We start from the raw sequence: 15,229 nt of genomic DNA, 5'->3' as shown, positions 1-15,229 counted from the left end.
TTGTGGTCCTGGACGTGAACTGGACCGTCAAGTGGCTGACCCTGTGCGCGCAGGCAATGGCGGAGCACAGGGTGGAGCTGATCGAGCTTGACAGGGCCATCGGGGATTCCGACCACGGCGAGAACATGGACCGCGGCTTCCAGGCTGTCTTGGACAAGCTGTCCGACTCCCCGCCGGAAACGCCCGGCGCTGCCCTGAAGCTGACCGCAATGACGCTGATGTCAAAAGTGGGCGGCGCGGCTGGCCCGTTGTATGGCACGGCGTTCCTTCGCGCGGCCACTTCCCTCGGGGACGTACCGGAAATAGCGCCCGCCGCCTGGGCAGGGGCCTTGACGGCTGCGCGGGACGGGATAGTGGCCCGCGGAAAAGCGGAACCAGGGGACAAAACCATGGTGGATGCCTGGACGCCCGCGGCAGAGGCAGCAAGCCAGGCCGCCGCAGACGGCAGTCCGGATCCCTTGACAGTTCTGATTGCCGCGGCGGAGGCCGCGGAAGCCGGAGCCGTGGCGACTGATCCGCTCGTGGCACGGAAAGGACGCGCAAGCTACCTCGGGGAACGAAGCGCCGGCCACCGCGACCCCGGTGCCGCCTCCAGCGCCCTGATCCTCCGTGCCGCCGTAAAGGCTGCTGCGTGACCGTCAGCATCGTGGTGGTTTCCCATAGCGAAAAGATCGCCGACGGCGCCGTGGAACTGGCCGCGCAGATGGCGCCCGACGTCGTGCTTCTGGCAGCGGGCGGCACCATGGACGGAAGGATCGGCACCAGCCTGGAAAAAGTCCTGGCCGCGCTGGACAAGGCCGGCGGTGGCGGGACGGTGATCATGACCGACCTGGGCTCGGCCGTGATGACCGCCGAATCGGCGCTGGAATTTGCGGAGGACGCCTCGGAAGTGGTGCTGGCGGACGCGCCCCTGGTGGAGGGACTGGTGGCCGCCGCCGTCGCTGCACAGGGTGGCGGTGACGTCCAGGCGGTTAAACAGGCGGCGGAAGCTGCGGGCGGCCCTGCCCGGCGGACCGGGGGCCCGGCGTTGCAGGAGGTCGGGGAAGGCTCCGTCACCGGTTCCGGTCCGGATTACACGGGGGACTTTGAACTCGTGAACCAGGCCGGCATGCACGCCCGCCCCGCAGCGAAGATCGCCGGTGGGCTGTCGTCGCTGAACGCCGAGGTGCAGGTGAACGGGGTTGACGGTGCTTCCATGACGGCCCTGATGACGCTCGCGGCCGGCAAGGGATCAGTGCTGCACGTTGAAGCGTGGGGGGCGGACGCGGAGCGGGCGGTCAACTACGTCGGCGGGCTGGTGCAGGCTGGCTTCGGCGAACCCTGAGGCAACCCGGACAATCCGAATGACGGCCGGGCGGTGTGTTCCCGGCACCGCTGGCCGCTCCTGCGAATAAGCTCGATGCCATGGAACGGCTCGACCTCGAAGACAACTCCCCGGCTATTGAAGTGCTGGAGGGGCAAATGTCCGTTGAGGAGATTCTGGCCGACCTCGGTTTCGAATGGCGGCCTGAGCCAGGGGCCGGGGGACGCGCGGACCAGGCTGCGCAGGGGGAAAGCTTCGCCCAACCCGCGCTGTTCTGAACATTCAGGTCCGCTCGTGCAGACCCTCGGCGTCAAGCAGCACCGATGCCGTGATGAACCGGGCGCACTGCTCACCGTAGGGATAATGGCCGCTCGGGCGGAAGTCCAGGATTCGCACGGGCAGGGGTGATCCGTCCGCGGAAGTTCCCGAGGCGGTCACCGACATGGGCGCCTCGGTGAGGGTCTGCAGGAACAGGGTGGAGAATTTCGTGCCGTCCGGGGAAACGGTGGCGGAGCAGCCGCCCTCCGGGCTGCAGCCCTGGTCGATCGAGGCGCTGCCCGGGTGTAGTTCCAGGTCATCCTGGGTGCACGTTCCATCCTGGCAGGCCTTGAGGTGCAGCGTTGCCACCTTCGGTGCGTAGCCGGCCGGAACCGTGACGGACACAGCCGTGGCCTGTGCGATGTCCGGGCAGGCGGCCGCGCCGGGGCCGGGACCGCAGGCAGAGGTGAGTCCCGCCGTCGTGATCAACGCCAAAAGCAGCCCTGGCTTGCCCATACTTCAGGGTACGGCCGTGGGTTGTGCGGCGATACCTGGAGCGATAAATGGGGCATGGCGCGGTTGTACGCCACCTCGACCAGCGTGGCCGGCGCTTAGGCGGGTAGCCGGAATCCGCCGTCGTGCAGTTCGGCGAGGCCATCGGCGAGCAGTCCTGCGAGGGCGCGTTCCAGCTGTTCGGGAGCGGAATTCAACCTGTGCAGGACACCCAGCGGCACGCCAATCCCTGCCGGCGCGAAACCAAGGTCGGCGGGCTCCTGCTGGAACATCTCCGGCGGCACGGGCGCCTCGGCCTCGCGAAGGACGGCCATCACGGCACCGCGGACCTGGCGGTCGGTGCCGTGCCAGGCCTGGCCCTTCGGGACGTACGACGGCGGCGGCTCACCTGCCGCCCGCCACGCACAGGAGTCGCTGACCGGGCAGTCGCTGCACTTGGGTGCCCGGGCCGTGCAGACGAGCGCGCCGAGCTCCATGACCGCGGCATTCCAGCGCACGGACGAGCCGGCGTCGTCCGGCAGGAGCTGCGCGGCGAGCCGCATCTCCGCGGCGGTCAAGGCCGGAGCGGGAAGCGCAGCCCCGGAAACCAGCCTGGCGTGGACCCGCCTGATGTTCGTGTCCACCACCGTTTCCCGGCGCCCATACGCAAAAGCAGCAACCGCCGCAGCCGTGTAACTGCCCACGCCGGGCAGCGCCAGAAGTTCCGTGTAATTGTCCGGGACCTTGCCGCCGTGGTTTTGCACGATGGCAACCGCCGCCGCATGCAGCCGCAACGCACGGCGGGGGTAGCCCAGCCTGCCCCAGGAACGGACTGCCTCTCCGGCGGGTTCACCCGCCAGTCCTGCGGGAGTGGGCCAGCGCTTCAGCCATTCCCGCCAGACGGGCAGCACCCTGACCACCGGCGTTTGCTGCAGCATGATCTCGCTGACCAGCACACCCCAGGGCGAGCATTCCGTCTTCCGCCAGGGAAGGTCCCGGGCGATCTCCCCGAACCAGCTGTTGATGCGGCTGTGCAGCAGCTGCAGTTCTGCTCCGGCCGGAAGGAGGGCAGGCGAAGCTGTGGTGGGGGCTTGAGTGTCGATCCCAACACTGTAATTGATCCGCAGGCGGGCCCGGAAACGGGAGGTGTGACCAGAGCGTTGTCAGGGCGGCGGCGTGGTGGCCCAACAGATCCGCGCCCGGTCTCTAGCCTAGAAGGATGGGCAGGCAAGGCGATTCAGCATCACGTGGCAGGGCAACGGCATCCGGCTCCAGTACGGTCCGTAAGCTGAGCCCTGCTGTATACCGCCGGCGCCGGCTGTTCCTCGGCGCCGCACTGCTGATGGCCATCGTGCTGGTGGCCGGCGGCTTCTCCCTGGCCGGGGCCTTCAGCGGCAAGTCCGAGCAGACGTCGTCCACCGACCCTGCCGCGGGCGCGACGGCGTCCGCTGATCCCTCCACCCAGGCGTCGCCGTCGGCCTCGGCTCCGGAACCCACACCAACGCCGTCGGCCACGCCCACCTGCAACCAGAACCTGGTCACAGTTTCCGCGTCCACGGACAAGGCCGCCTATGGGCCCGGGGAAAACCCGATGCTCACGCTCAAGGTGACCAACGGCGGCACCATGCCATGCGAGGTCAACATCGGGACCTCCCAGATGGAGTACCTGGTGACGAGCGGGCCGGACCGCATCTTTTCGTCCCGGGACTGCCAGGCCAAGAGCGAGGACCTGGAAAAAATCATCGCACCCGGCGCCAGCGAGACAGCCAACTTTCCGTGGTCCAGGAACCGCAGCGTTGAAGGCTGCCAGCCTGTGGAAGCCCAGCCCGGAGGCGGCGGGGCGTACTACATCTTCACCGCGAAGCTCGGCTCCAAAGCCAGCCCCAAGGCCGTTTTCCAGCTGAACTGACTCTCAGCGCCATCCGTCGCTCCGTAAGTGCCTTTTGACCGCTCATTAGGGCAGTTTCGGAGCGCGATGGTGTTTAGAGGAAGCGGTCCAGCAGGCTTGCTTCCGCCATCCGGCTGAGGCCCTCGCGCACTGTCCGGGCGCGCTGGTCGCCGATGCCGTCCACCGTCATCAGATCGTCGATGGTGGCGGCCATCAGGAACTGCAGGCCGCCGAAGTGGTCCACCAGGCGGTCCGCCACAGCCTTCGGAACGGCCTTCAGCCCCGAGAGCAGGCGGTAGCCGCGCGGCTGCACCACGGCGTCGAGGTTTGCCTCGCCGCCCGCGAAGCCGACGATTCCCGAAATCTTGCCGAGGTCGATCAGCTCGGTGGGCCCCAGGTTCACCAGGGCGCTGACGGCTTTTTCGATGTCATCAGGGGAGGCATGGGGCGAGGCGTAGTCGCGGATGATGACGTCGCTTCCGGGGCCCCGCCCAACGGTGAGCTCATCGAGCTGGAGCGAGAGGAGGCGGCCGTCCTCGCCCAGTTCCAGGACGTACTGGGAGATCTCCTCCGAGATACGGCGGACCATTTCCTGCCGTTGCAGCGTGACGGCCACATCCCGCACCGTCACCATCGCTTCGATCTCCAACGCAGACAGGGAGCTGGTGACCTGGTCCAGGCGTGAACGGTAGCGCTCGAGGGTGGCGAGGGCCTGGTTGGCGCGCGCCAGGACCTTCTCAGAACCTTCGAGGACGTGGCGCAGGCCGTTGACGTACAGGGCGATGATTTGCATCGACTGGCTAACCGAGATGACCGGCACGCCGGTCTGGATGGCAACACGCTCGGCAGTGCGGTGCCTGGTGCCCGATTCCTGCGTTTCGATGCTGGAGTCCGGGACGAGCTGTACAGCGGCGCGAAGAATGTTGCCGGCGTCCTTGTCGCAGATAATGGCGCCGTCCATCTTGGCCAGCTCGCGCAGGCGGGTGGGGGAAAAGTCGATGCCGATGTCGAAGCCGCCCGAGCAGATGGAGTCGATGGTCCGGTCCGAGCCCAGCACGATCAGCGCGCCGGTCCGCCCCCGGAGGATGCGCTCAAGGCCGTCCCGGAGCGGGGTTCCGGGTGCCACCCTGCCCAAAGTTGCCCTCAGAGATTCTTCGGGGCTCCGAGCCATATGGTGTTCTCCTTCAAAGGTGCGGCACTGGCGTCCGCAGATATGCCGGCTTTGGCGCTTGACCGGGCAGGAACAAAAGTACGCATTTTTCCCGCAAGCTCAATGATAGGGGCAAGGACGCCAACTTCCGCACATTCAAGCCGTAAAGTGCCCCGTTGGGGGACGTCCGGAAATGGGTCGAAACGTGTTCGACGGCGGGTGGCCGGGTGGGTCTTTTCGCTTCCGCTTCTGTTTCTGCTTCAGTGGGAGGCCGGCGGGAGTTGCCGGAATATCTGCCCGGGTGAGTGGCTTGTCGCTATTGGACCGACGACGGCTTTACCGCCGCCGTGCCCGCAGATTTTCGTCCGCGCCGCCGGAGCCCCGGTTGCCCGGCCTGTCTGCGGGCATGGGCAGCACCGACCAGTAGGAGCACCATGGATTTTGGCACAGGAACAACCGCACCCGGGCAGCGCACGGCTCTCGTCGTGGGGGCCACCGGCATCGCAGGGTCCGCCCTCGTGGACAATTTGGCGGCCGAAGGGTGGGCCGTCCTGGCCCTGTCCCGCAACCCGGGAGCGGAGCGCCCTGGAGTCCGGTGGCTCTCCGCAGACCTGACCTCGGCGGCATCGCTGGCTTCTGTGCTCGGGCCGGAGAAACCCTCGCATGTCTTCTTTACGGCCTGGTCGCGGCGCGACACCGAGGAGGAGAACATCACCGTTAACGCCGGCATGCTGCGCGATCTCCTCAAGGCACTCCGCGGCAAGGACGTAGCCCACGTGGCCCTGATGACCGGGCTTAAGCACTACCTCGGACCCTTCGAGGCATATGCGGCCGGCGAGATGGCGGACACGCCCTTCCACGAGGAGGAGCCGCGCCTGCCGGTGGAAAACTTTTACTACGCGCAGGAGGATGAGCTCTGGGCCGCAGCAGCTGAGCAGGGTTTCACCTGGTCCGTGCACCGGGCCCATACGGTTATCGGGCATGCGGTGGGCAACGCCATGAACATGGGCCTCACGCTCGCCGCCCAGGCAACCCTTTGCCGGGAGAAGGGCGAGCCGTTCGTATTTCCGGGATCCGAGACGCAGTGGAACGGCCTGACCGATATGACGGAAGCGGGCCTGCTCGCTGAACATATGATCTGGGCGGCCACCACACCGAATGCGGCCAACGAGGCTTTCAACATTGTTAACGGCGATGTGTTCCGCTGGCGTTGGCTGTGGCCGAAGCTCGCAGCCTACTTCGGCGTGGAGTGGGAAGGTTACGAAGGGGAGCCCCGGCCCCTCGAACAATCCATGGCAGGGCGCGGGGACCAGTGGCGTGAACTTGCCGTACGGCACAACCTCAGCGAGCCCGAGCTGGGTCGCCTGGCGTCCTGGTGGCACACGGACAGCGATTTGGGCCGCAACATTGAGGTAGTGACGGACATGGGCAAGAGCCGGGATGCCGGATTCACAGGGTACCGGCGGACGCTGGACGCAATTATCGCCCTCTTCGACCGATACCGGGCCGAGAAGCTTATCCCCTGACCAAGGTGCGGGCCCGGGACCCTATGGTTGGCACCGGGGCGGGAGTAACTCTTCGGCGGTGAAGCAGTAACGCTTTGCCGCTGCCGGTTGCAGCCCTGCGATAAACTGGAACTTGGCTGATTGCCAGCCCGTTCCTCCGGCCCCCGGCCGCAGCGCCTGATGAGGCAGTGCCCGGGGTAGCCCAAACCGCAGCGAAAGTAGCACCGTGTCCCAAGATGTCCTCACCCCCGCCCGGATCTCGGAGATTCACAAAGAAGCGGGCCGGCGTCGGACCTTTGCTGTTATTTCGCACCCCGACGCCGGCAAGTCCACGCTGACCGAGGCGCTTGCGCTGCATGCCAAGGTGATCGGCACCGCCGGTGCATCCAGCGGCAAGGCCAACCGCAAGGAAACGGTCTCGGACTGGATGCAGATGGAAAAGGACCGCGGCATTTCCATCAGCTCGGCGGCGCTGCAGTTTTCCTACCGGGACACAGTCATCAACCTCCTGGACACTCCCGGCCACGCAGACTTCTCCGAGGACACCTACCGGGTGCTGGCCGCCGTCGACTGCGCCGTGATGCTCGTGGACGCCGCGAAGGGCCTGGAAACCCAGACCATGAAGCTGTTCGAGGTCTGCAAGCAGCGGAACCTGCCCATCATCACCGTCATCAACAAATGGGACCGCCCGGGCCTGGATGCGCTGGCACTGATGGACGAGATCACCGAGCGCACCGGGCTGCAGCCCATGCCGCTGACGTGGGCAGTGGGCATCTCCGGCGACTTCCGCGGTGTCTGGGACCTGCGCAATGACCGCTTCGCCCGGTTCCAGCGCAACAACGCCGGCGCACAGATCGCCCTCACTGAGTACTTCACGCCTGAGGAAGCGGCAGAAAGCCAGGGCAACAACTGGTCCGACGCCGTGGACGAGGCCGGCCTGGTCATCGAGTCGAACCTTGAGTTCGACGTCGAAAGCTTCCACGCCGGCAAGGCCACCCCCATCCTGTTCAGCTCCGCCGCGCTCAACTTCGGCGTCAAGGAACTGCTGGACGCACTGGTGGACTTCGCCCCGCCGGCAGCTCCGCGGCCGGATGTGGAGGGCACCCCGCGTCCGGTGGCGTCCCCGTTCTCCGGCTTCGTCTTCAAGGTCCAGGCCGGCATGAACAAGGCCCACCGCGACCACGTGGCCTTCATCCGCGTCTGCTCCGGCGTCTTCGAGCGGGGAATGGTGGTCACCCAGACCCGCACCGGAAAGTCCTTCGCCACCAAGTATGCACAGCAGGTGTTCGGGCGGGAACGCGAAGTCATCGACGAGGCCTACCCCGGGGACGTGGTGGGCCTGGTCAACGCCTCCTCGCTGCGCGTGGGTGACAGCCTCTTCCTCGAGGACGCCGTGGAATACCCGGCCATTCCGCTGTTCGCCCCCGAGCACTTCCAGGTGGCCCGCTCCAAGGACCCCAGCAAGTTCAAGCAGTTCCGCCGCGGCATCGAGCAGCTTGAACACGAAGGCGTGATCCAGGTGCTCCGCTCCGACGTCCGCGGGGACCAGGCGCCGGTGCTCGCCGCCGTTGGCCCCATGCAGTTCGAAGTGGTGGAGGACCGGATGGCGCATGACTTCAGTGCGCCCATGCGGCTGGAACGGCTGTCCTACTCCCTGGCCAGGATTTCGACGGCGGATGCCATGCCGGCGCTCGCTAACGTACCGGGCGCCGAGGTGCTGCTGCGGTCCGATGGCGAGTACCTTGCCCTGTTCACCGACGTCTGGGCCCTGCGCCGCATTGAAAAGAACCACCCGGACCTCACCCTCGTGCCGATCGGCACGCACAACCCCGCAAAGTAGGAACCGTGAACGCAGTGCAACACAGCACAGCCCAACCCCGCGCCCTGGTCACCGGCGCCGGCACCATCAACCCGCTCGGTTCCTCAGTGGCCGAAACCTGGTCCGCGCTGGTGGCCGGGAAGTCCGGCATTGCGCCTCTCGAGGAGGAATGGGCGGAACAGCTGCCCGTGAAGATCGCAGGGCAGGTCACCACCGATCTGTCCGCGCACCTCAGCACGCGTGAAATGAAGCGCATGGACCGCTGCGGGCAGCTCGCGCTCATTGCTGCCCGTGAAGCCTGGGAACAGGCCGGCGCCCCCGACGTGGATCCCGAGCGTTTCGCCGTGGTGATCGGCTCCGCGTACGGCGGCCTCGGCTCCACCCTGGAGCAGGACAGGGCCCTCGCCGCATCCGGTCCCCGCAAGGTCTCACCGCACACGCTTACGCGCCTGATGGTCAACGGGCCTGCAGCATGGGTTTCCATCGACCTCGGTGCCCGCGGCGGCGCCCGGACACCGGTCAGCGCGTGTGCGTCCGGGGCTGAGGCAATTGTCCAGGCAGCCGAAATGATCCGCTCGGGCGCTGCCGACGTCGTTATTGCCGGCGGCGTGGACGCATCTGTCAACGACCTGGTGATCACCGGTTTTTCCCAAATCCGCGCGCTGTCCACGCACGCCGGGGATCCCCAGCTTGCGTCACGTCCATTCGACGGCGGCCGTGACGGCTTTGTCCTCGCGGAGGGTGCCGGCGTGGTGGTGCTGGAGAGCGAAGAGCACGCCCATGCCCGCGGCGCGGCAGTACTGGGCGCCGTGGCAGGCGGAGCGGTGACATCCGACGCGAACGACATTGTGGCCGCCGATCCTGCCATGCAGCGGCGGGTGATGCAGAAGGCTCTTGAGTCTGCGGGACTGGCTGCGGAGGACATCGGATTTATTCACGCCCACGCCACCTCCACGCCCGTGGGGGACAGGCTGGAGGGCCAGGCGATCAACGCGATCTTCGGTGCGGACATCCCGGTCACGTCCACCAAGGGGCATACCGGCCACCTGCTGGGCGGCGCAGGGGCACTCGCCGCCGTCGTGGTGGTTGAGGCCTTGCGCACCGGTCTGCTCCCGGGGACCCTCAACGTAGATAACCTGGACCCCGAAGTAGAGCTTAACGTCGTCACCGAAGCCGCCCGCCAACTCCAACCGGATAATGCTCCGGCCGGTCTGGTGAACGCCTTCGGTTTCGGTGGGCACAGCGTTGCCCTGGTGATTACGGGCTCCTAGCCCAAAACTCCCGGGCCGGTTTTCGCCCGGGACGCTGGAACAGTGCGGGGACGCCCGAACGCTACGGCGTCCCCGCACTGTTCCGGCGATTCCGGCGCAGGAGTGCTGTCAGGCCCGGCTGGGTTCGGGGGCCTGCGCTGTGACCGGGTTGTCCCCGGCCTCGACGGCAGGTTCGTTTCCGCTGCGGCGTTCCTTCAGGAAGTACACCAGGCCGGCGGCGATGGTGGAGGCGGCGGCGAGCGCAAACAGTCCGGGGATGACGCTTCCGGTCTGCTCCTTGATGATTCCGAAGCCGAACGGTGCAACGAATCCGCCCAGGTTCCCCAGGGAGTTGATGATGGCGATGGCCGGAGCCAAAACCAGCGGATGCAGCCCGGACTGCGGGATGGTCCAGAACAGCGGGGAAGCGCTTTTGAAGCCCATGGCAGCGACCGCGAGGAACACCAGCGCCATGACCGGTGACGCGATGGCGGCGGCGAACGTGCCCACGGCTGCGACCAGCAGCGCGGCTACGAGCAGCGGCTTCTTGGACCGGGCCTTGTCCTGCAGCTTTGCCGCGAAGTACATGGCGAACACGGCGCAGATCCACGGAATGGAGGACAGGAAGCCGACGGTGAGGTCGGTGGTGCCGGGGATCTGCTTGATGATGCTGGGGAGCCAGAAGGTGTTGGCGTAGATGGACAGCTGCACGGAGAAGTAGATGCCGCACAGGAGCAGGATCTGCGGATTCAGGAGCATCTTCCAGCGGTTGATCTTGCCGCCGTCGGCAGTGGCGTGCTGGGCGTCCTCATCGGCGATGGCCTGGGACAGGGCGTCCTTTTCCGTGGCGGTGAGCCACTTGGCATCCCTGATTTTTGCATCCAGCAGGAAGAACACGGTGAAGCCCACTACTACGGACAGGGCGCCTTCGAAGCCGAACAGCCACTGCCAGCCGCGCAGGCCCAGGGCGCCGTGGAGGCTGAGCAGCATGCCGGCGATGGGGCCGGACAGTGCTGCGGCGATGGAAGAGCCGGCGATGAAGATTGCTGTTGCCCTGCCGCGCTGGCCGGCGGGAACCCAGCGGGCGAAGTAGAAGATCACGGCGGGGAAGAACCCGGCCTCGGCGGCACCCAGCAGGAAGCGCAGGACGTAGAACATGGTTTCGTTCTGCACGAATGCCATCAGGAAGGAAACGATGCCCCAGCTGACCATAATCCTTGCCAGCCACACCTTGGCGCCGTACTTCTCCATCATCACGTTGCTGGGAAGCTCGAAAATGGCGTAGGCGATGAAGAACAGCCCGGCGCCGAAGCCGTAGGCGGCGGCACCGATGCCAACGTCGGCCTGGAGGTGGTCCTGGGCGTAACCGATGTTTGACCGGTTCAGCTGGTTGCAGACCAGCATGACCAGCATGATGGGCAGCACGCGCTTAAAGAACTTTTTCGTGGCCGAGGCCACATCCGCGACAGCATTGTCCACAGACGTCATTGAATGTTTCCTTTGGGGTAGATAACGCAGGCCGGCTGCGGGGCGTGGAAAAGCAGTGGGGCCGGCCACAGCGGCCCCACTACTTTACCGGACGGGTTGACGCCCCACAGCAGCTAGCGGACCAGGCAGGGCCGCTTCGGATCGAAGGACCAGCCGTCGATGTAGTACTGCATACCGATGCTGTCATCGCGGGCATCGAGGCCGTGCTGCAGGTACAGCTGGTGCGCCTTGTCCAGGGCTTCGCGGTCGAGTTCGATGCCGAGGCCGGGGGCGTCCGGTACCTCGATGGCGCCGTCCTTGATCTGCAGCGGTTCCTTGGTGAGGCCCTGGCCGTCCTGCCAGATCCAGTGCGTGTCCAGCGCCGTGATTTCACCCGGAGCCGCGGCGCCGGTGTGCGTGAACATGGCCAGCGAGATGTCGAAGTGGTTGTTCGAGTGCGAGCCCCAGGTGAGGCCGAACTCGTGGCACATCTGCGCCACCCGGACTGAGCCGTGCATGGTCCAGAAGTGCGGGTCTGCCAGCGGGATGTCCACGGCGTTGCTGCGGATGGCGTGCGACATCTCGCGCCAGTCCGTGGCGATCATGTTGGTGGCCGTCTTCAGCCCGGTAGCCCGGCGGAACTCCGCCATGACCTCGCGGCCGGAGAAGCGCCCTTCGGCGCCACAGGGGTCTTCGGCGTACGCCACGACGCCCTGCATCCGCTTGCCCAGCCGGATGGCTTCGTCCAACAGCCAGCCGCCGTTCGGGTCCAGGGTCACCCGGGCCTCGGGGAAGCGCTTGGCCAGCGCCGTCACAACGTCCACTTCATCGTCGCCGGAGAGCACGCCGCCCTTGAGTTTGAAGTCGCTGAAGCCGTAGCGTTCCTGCGCAGCTTCGGCCAGTGCGACGACGGCGTCCGTAGTCATTGCCTCCTGGCGTCGAAGCTTCTCCCACCGGTCCGCCGGTGCGTCCTCCACGAGGTAGGGCAGGTCGGTGCGGGCGTGGTCGCCGACGAAGAACAGGTAGCCGAGCATCGGGACGGACGACCGCTGCTGACCGTCGCCCAGCAGTTCCGCCACGGGTACGCCGAGGAACTGCCCGTGCAGGTCCAGCAGGGCTGACTCGACGGCGGTGACGGCGTGGACCGTGGTGCGCAGGTCGAAGGTCTGCAGGCCGCGGCCGCCGGCGTCACGGTCGGCAAACTCGGCCGCCACCTCGCGCAGCAGCGAGCGGTAGCGGGCCACCGGCTTGCCGTTGACCAGCGCCCCGGCCTCCTCAATGGTGGTGCGGATCTTCTCGCCGCCGGGGACCTCGCCCAGGCCGGTGCGGCCATCGGAGTCGGTGATGATAACGATGTTGCGGGTGAAGAAGGGGCCGTGTGCGCCGCTGAGGTTCATCAGCATACTGTCATGGCCGGCCACCGGCACTACTTCAACGCGGGCAATGGTGGGCTGGTTGCTCATGCTCCGACCCCAGCCTTCTCCGCAGCAGCTACCACTTCGCCGTCGATCCGGCGGTTCAGGTGCCAGGGGTTGGCGTCCTGCAGCGCCTGGGGAAGGAGCTCCTGGGGGAGGTTCTGGTAGGCGACGGGCCGCAGGAAGCGGTTGATGGCGAGGGTTCCCACCGAGGTGGTACGGGTGTCCGACGTGGCGGGGAAGGGGCCGCCGTGGACCATGGCGTGGCCTACTTCGACGCCGGTGGGCCAGCCATTGACGATGATGCGGCCTACCTTCTGCTCCAGAACCGGAAGGAGGCGTGCCGCCGTCGGGTAGTCCGCTTCGGTGAGCTGCAGCGAAGCGGTGAGCTGGCCCTCAATCCGGCCGGCAGCCTGGAGGAGGTCCTCGACGGACGTGTAGCGGATCACCAGGGACGCGGCGCCGAAGATTTCCTCGTGCAGCACGTGGTTACTGGTGAACTCGGTGACGCCGGTGCCGAAGATGGCGGGCGCCGGGGCGTTCTCGGTGGGACCGGGGGTGCCCTGGCCGATGAGCTGGACGCCCTCTGCGCCGCCGAGGTTTTCGGTTCCTGTATTCCAGGACTTGGCGATGCCTTCGGTAAGCATGGTCTGCCCGGCGCAGGCGGAAACGGCACGGCCGACGGCGGCTGCGAGTTTGTCCCCTGCCTCGCCTTCGGGGGCGAACAGCAGGCCGGGGGAGGTGCAGAGCTGGCCTGAGCTGCCCGTGACCGCGGTGACGTACTGCTGGGCCAGGGCGTCAATCTGTTCGGCTGAGCCGCTCAGGGCGCCTTCGAACACAAAGACGGGGTTCAGCGAGGACATTTCGGCGTAGACGGGAATAGGTTCCGGTCGGGCGGCAGCCGTGCGCATCAGGGCGACGCCGGCGGCCTGGGACCCGGTGAATCCGACGGCCTTGATGGCCGGATCTGCGACGAGGGCCTGGCCGATGCTGGCGCCCGGTCCGTAGATCAAGGAAAAGACGCCGGGGTGGAGGCCGCTGTCCTTGACCGCCTTCGTGATGGCGTGGCCTACGAGTTCGCTGGTTCCCGGGTGGGCGTTGTGGGCTTTGAAGACCACCGGGCAGCCGGCGGCGAGGGCCGAGGCGGTGTCGCCGCCCGCCGTCGAGAAGGCCAGCGGGAAGTTGCTGGCGCCGAACACGGCGACGGGGCCGAGCGGGATCTGGCGCTGGCGGATGTCCGCGCGGGGCAGGGGAGTGCGTTCGGGCAGGGCGGGGTCGATGCGGACGCCGCGGAAGTCACCCTGCCGGACGACGGCCGCAAAAAGGCGCAGCTGGCCGGTGGTGCGGGCACGCTCGCCCTGCAGGCGGGCGGCCGGCAGGCCGGTTTCCTGGCCGGCCCGGATGATCAGCTCATCGCCGATGGCCTCGATGTTGTCCGCGATCGCTTCCAGGAAGCCGGCGTGGGTTTCGGGGTCAAGGGTGCTGAAGGACGGGAAGGCTTCGGCGGCTGCGGCGGTGGCGGCGGTGAGCTGTTCTTCGGTGAGCAGCGTGTACGTAGGCTCAAGCGCCTGGTTGGTGGCCGGGTTGAGGCCGAAGGTGGTCTTGCCCTGGCCAACCACGGGCTGGCCGGCAATCAAAGAATGTCCGGTGAGTGTCATGGATTCCTCCTGTGTCTGGGGACGATTAGGAAACGCGGGCGATGAGGGCTTTGAGGTCCGCGAGGTCCTGCTCGGCGAGGTTCTGAAGCGGCGGGCGGACCGGACCTGCGGAACGGCCGATTGCGTCCAGGCCGCCCTTGACGATTGACACCGAGTAGCCTTTTACGCGGTCGCGGATGTCCAGGTACGGGATCACGAAGTCGTTGAGCTTCTTGTTAACGGCCACACGATCGTTGTTGCGCACATCCTGGTAGAAGTCCAGCGCGAACTGCGGGACGAAGTTGTACATGGCGCTGGAGTAGGTGCTCATGCCAAGCTGCAGCAGCGGAAGCGCGAATGTTTCCGCCGTGGGCAGGCCGCCCAGGTAGAAGAGCCGGTCGCCCAGCTTGGCGTAAACACGGGCATCATGCTCGAGGTCGCCCACGCCGTCCTTGAAGCCGATGAGGTTTTCGTGGCGGTCCGCAAGCGTGGCCACCGTGGTGTCCTTGTAGATGGCGTTGGCGCGGTTGTAGATGATGACGCCCAGGGAGGTGGCGCTGCAGATGGCGCTGACGTGGTCAACCAGGCCGGCCTGGTCAGCCTCGGTCAGGTAAGGGGGAAGGAGCAGGAGTCCGTCGGCACCGGCTGCTTCTGCAGCTTTCGCGTTTTCGATGGCCTGGGCGGTGGACCCGCCGGCGGAAGCGAGGACAGGAACCTGGCCGCCAACTTCTTCGACGGCGGTTCGGACTACGCGCTCCGACTCGGCCGGGGTCAGCGAGAAGCCCTCGCCGGTACCCCCGGCGGCGAACAGGCCGGCAACCGGGAAGCTCGCCTGCCACGCCAGGTGCTTGCGGTAGTTCTCCTCATCGAACTGCAGTTCGGCGTCGAACGCGGTGACAGGGAAAGACAGCAGGCCTTCCTTGAGAGTGTCCGCCAGTTCCTGGGGTGAGTACTTTGCCACGGTGTGGTCCTCCGGTGTGTGCGCCGCGGGTGCGGCGGGGTGATGGTTCCTTTCCAGAGTAGGAGTGCGGCTGATGCCTGTCTA

Annotated in this window: 14 protein-coding genes; 7 read left to right on the top strand and 7 right to left on the bottom strand. The window is 66.8% G+C overall.

The window, feature by feature from the left end; genetic code table 11:
* Window positions 1-2: 2 nt before the first annotated feature.
* The 3 genes from dhaL (at window position 3) to ACFVYC_RS06715 (ending at window position 1,581) form a co-directional block, all read left to right on the top strand.
* Complete coding sequence (dhaL, locus tag ACFVYC_RS06725) at window positions 3-635, top strand: dihydroxyacetone kinase subunit DhaL (RefSeq protein ID WP_387548221.1); 633 nt, start codon at window positions 3-5, stop codon at window positions 633-635.
* Window positions 632-1,324 (top strand): dihydroxyacetone kinase phosphoryl donor subunit DhaM, encoded by a 693-nt coding sequence (gene dhaM, locus ACFVYC_RS06720; RefSeq protein WP_387548218.1) that lies wholly within the window; start codon window positions 632-634, stop codon window positions 1,322-1,324. The genes dhaL and dhaM overlap by 4 nt, the downstream gene beginning before the upstream one ends.
* Before the next feature lie 80 nt (window positions 1,325-1,404).
* Window positions 1,405-1,581, top strand: coding sequence for a hypothetical protein (locus ACFVYC_RS06715; RefSeq protein WP_387548215.1), 177 nt, complete (start codon window positions 1,405-1,407; stop codon window positions 1,579-1,581).
* A gap of 4 nt (window positions 1,582-1,585) precedes the next feature.
* Here the strand turns inward: ACFVYC_RS06715 and ACFVYC_RS06710 are convergent, their stop codons facing one another.
* Both ACFVYC_RS06710 and ACFVYC_RS06705 read right to left on the bottom strand, forming a co-directional pair.
* Window positions 1,586-2,077: a hypothetical protein gene (locus ACFVYC_RS06710; RefSeq protein WP_387548214.1), complete on the bottom strand. Its 492-nt coding sequence runs from the start codon at window positions 2,075-2,077 to the stop codon at window positions 1,586-1,588.
* Between the two features lie 95 nt (window positions 2,078-2,172).
* Complete coding sequence (locus ACFVYC_RS06705; RefSeq protein ID WP_387548211.1) at window positions 2,173-3,009, bottom strand: A/G-specific adenine glycosylase; 837 nt, start codon at window positions 3,007-3,009, stop codon at window positions 2,173-2,175.
* A gap of 263 nt (window positions 3,010-3,272) precedes the next feature.
* Here ACFVYC_RS06705 and ACFVYC_RS06700 point away from each other — a divergent pair, with 263 nt between their 5' ends.
* Window positions 3,273-3,962 (top strand): hypothetical protein, encoded by a 690-nt coding sequence (locus tag ACFVYC_RS06700; RefSeq protein WP_387548208.1) that lies wholly within the window; start codon window positions 3,273-3,275, stop codon window positions 3,960-3,962.
* Between the two features lie 73 nt (window positions 3,963-4,035).
* On the opposite strand, the gene disA is transcribed toward ACFVYC_RS06700, so the two are convergent.
* Window positions 4,036-5,112, bottom strand: a complete 1,077-nt coding sequence (disA, locus tag ACFVYC_RS06695) for a DNA integrity scanning diadenylate cyclase DisA (RefSeq protein WP_387548206.1) — start codon at window positions 5,110-5,112, stop codon at window positions 4,036-4,038.
* Window positions 5,113-5,525: 413 nt separating this feature from the next.
* On the opposite strand from disA, the gene ACFVYC_RS06690 reads away from it, so the two are divergent.
* The 3 genes from ACFVYC_RS06690 to ACFVYC_RS06680 all read left to right on the top strand — a co-directional run bounded on the left by ACFVYC_RS06690 (window position 5,526) and on the right by ACFVYC_RS06680 (window position 9,686).
* A complete protein-coding gene (locus ACFVYC_RS06690) occupies window positions 5,526-6,617 on the top strand; it encodes an SDR family oxidoreductase (protein ID WP_387548204.1) in 1,092 nt (363 codons plus the stop codon).
* A gap of 205 nt (window positions 6,618-6,822) precedes the next feature.
* Window positions 6,823-8,436 (top strand): peptide chain release factor 3, encoded by a 1,614-nt coding sequence (locus ACFVYC_RS06685; RefSeq protein ID WP_387548201.1) that lies wholly within the window; start codon window positions 6,823-6,825, stop codon window positions 8,434-8,436.
* Between the two features lie 5 nt (window positions 8,437-8,441).
* Complete coding sequence (locus ACFVYC_RS06680) at window positions 8,442-9,686, top strand: beta-ketoacyl-[acyl-carrier-protein] synthase family protein (protein WP_387548198.1); 1,245 nt, start codon at window positions 8,442-8,444, stop codon at window positions 9,684-9,686.
* A 108-nt stretch (window positions 9,687-9,794) separates the two neighbouring features.
* Here ACFVYC_RS06680 and ACFVYC_RS06675 read toward each other — a convergent pair whose 3' ends face one another.
* The 4 genes from ACFVYC_RS06675 to kdgD all read right to left on the bottom strand — a co-directional run bounded on the left by ACFVYC_RS06675 (window position 9,795) and on the right by kdgD (window position 15,145).
* A complete protein-coding gene (locus ACFVYC_RS06675) occupies window positions 9,795-11,153 on the bottom strand; it encodes an MFS transporter (protein ID WP_387548195.1) in 1,359 nt (452 codons plus the stop codon).
* A 113-nt stretch (window positions 11,154-11,266) separates the two neighbouring features.
* Window positions 11,267-12,595: an enolase C-terminal domain-like protein gene (locus ACFVYC_RS06670; protein WP_387548194.1), complete on the bottom strand. Its 1,329-nt coding sequence runs from the start codon at window positions 12,593-12,595 to the stop codon at window positions 11,267-11,269.
* The gene (locus tag ACFVYC_RS06665) at window positions 12,592-14,205 is read right to left on the bottom strand and encodes an aldehyde dehydrogenase (NADP(+)) (protein ID WP_387548192.1); all 1,614 of its coding nucleotides are present in this window, start codon (window positions 14,203-14,205) and stop codon (window positions 12,592-12,594) included. The genes ACFVYC_RS06670 and ACFVYC_RS06665 overlap by 4 nt, the downstream gene beginning before the upstream one ends.
* A gap of 25 nt (window positions 14,206-14,230) precedes the next feature.
* Complete coding sequence (gene kdgD / locus ACFVYC_RS06660) at window positions 14,231-15,145, bottom strand: 5-dehydro-4-deoxyglucarate dehydratase (protein WP_387548189.1); 915 nt, start codon at window positions 15,143-15,145, stop codon at window positions 14,231-14,233.
* Window positions 15,146-15,229: the final 84 nt, after the last annotated feature.

Source organism: Pseudarthrobacter sp. NPDC058329, from assembly GCF_042879835.1.
Taxonomy (GTDB): Bacteria; Actinomycetota; Actinomycetes; order Actinomycetales; family Micrococcaceae; genus Arthrobacter.
The sequence above is the reverse complement of the archived record's forward strand: the minus strand, read 5'-3'. Positions and strand labels throughout refer to the sequence as shown.

What these genes read in the sequence shown, in the direction of transcription:
- disA (WP_387548206.1), bottom strand. Translation starts at nt 5,112, where the DNA reads ATGGCTCGGAGCCCCGAAGAATCTCTGAGGGCAACTTTGGGCAGGGTG.
- ACFVYC_RS06670 (WP_387548194.1), bottom strand. Translation starts at nt 12,595, where the DNA reads ATGAGCAACCAGCCCACCATTGCCCGCGTTGAAGTAGTGCCGGTGGCC.
- ACFVYC_RS06690 (WP_387548204.1), top strand. Translation starts at nt 5,526, where the DNA reads ATGGATTTTGGCACAGGAACAACCGCACCCGGGCAGCGCACGGCTCTC.
- ACFVYC_RS06715 (WP_387548215.1), top strand. Translation starts at nt 1,405, where the DNA reads ATGGAACGGCTCGACCTCGAAGACAACTCCCCGGCTATTGAAGTGCTG.
- ACFVYC_RS06700 (WP_387548208.1), top strand. Translation starts at nt 3,273, where the DNA reads ATGGGCAGGCAAGGCGATTCAGCATCACGTGGCAGGGCAACGGCATCC.
- ACFVYC_RS06675 (WP_387548195.1), bottom strand. Translation starts at nt 11,153, where the DNA reads ATGACGTCTGTGGACAATGCTGTCGCGGATGTGGCCTCGGCCACGAAA.
- ACFVYC_RS06665 (WP_387548192.1), bottom strand. Translation starts at nt 14,205, where the DNA reads ATGACACTCACCGGACATTCTTTGATTGCCGGCCAGCCCGTGGTTGGC.
- ACFVYC_RS06710 (WP_387548214.1), bottom strand. Translation starts at nt 2,077, where the DNA reads ATGGGCAAGCCAGGGCTGCTTTTGGCGTTGATCACGACGGCGGGACTC.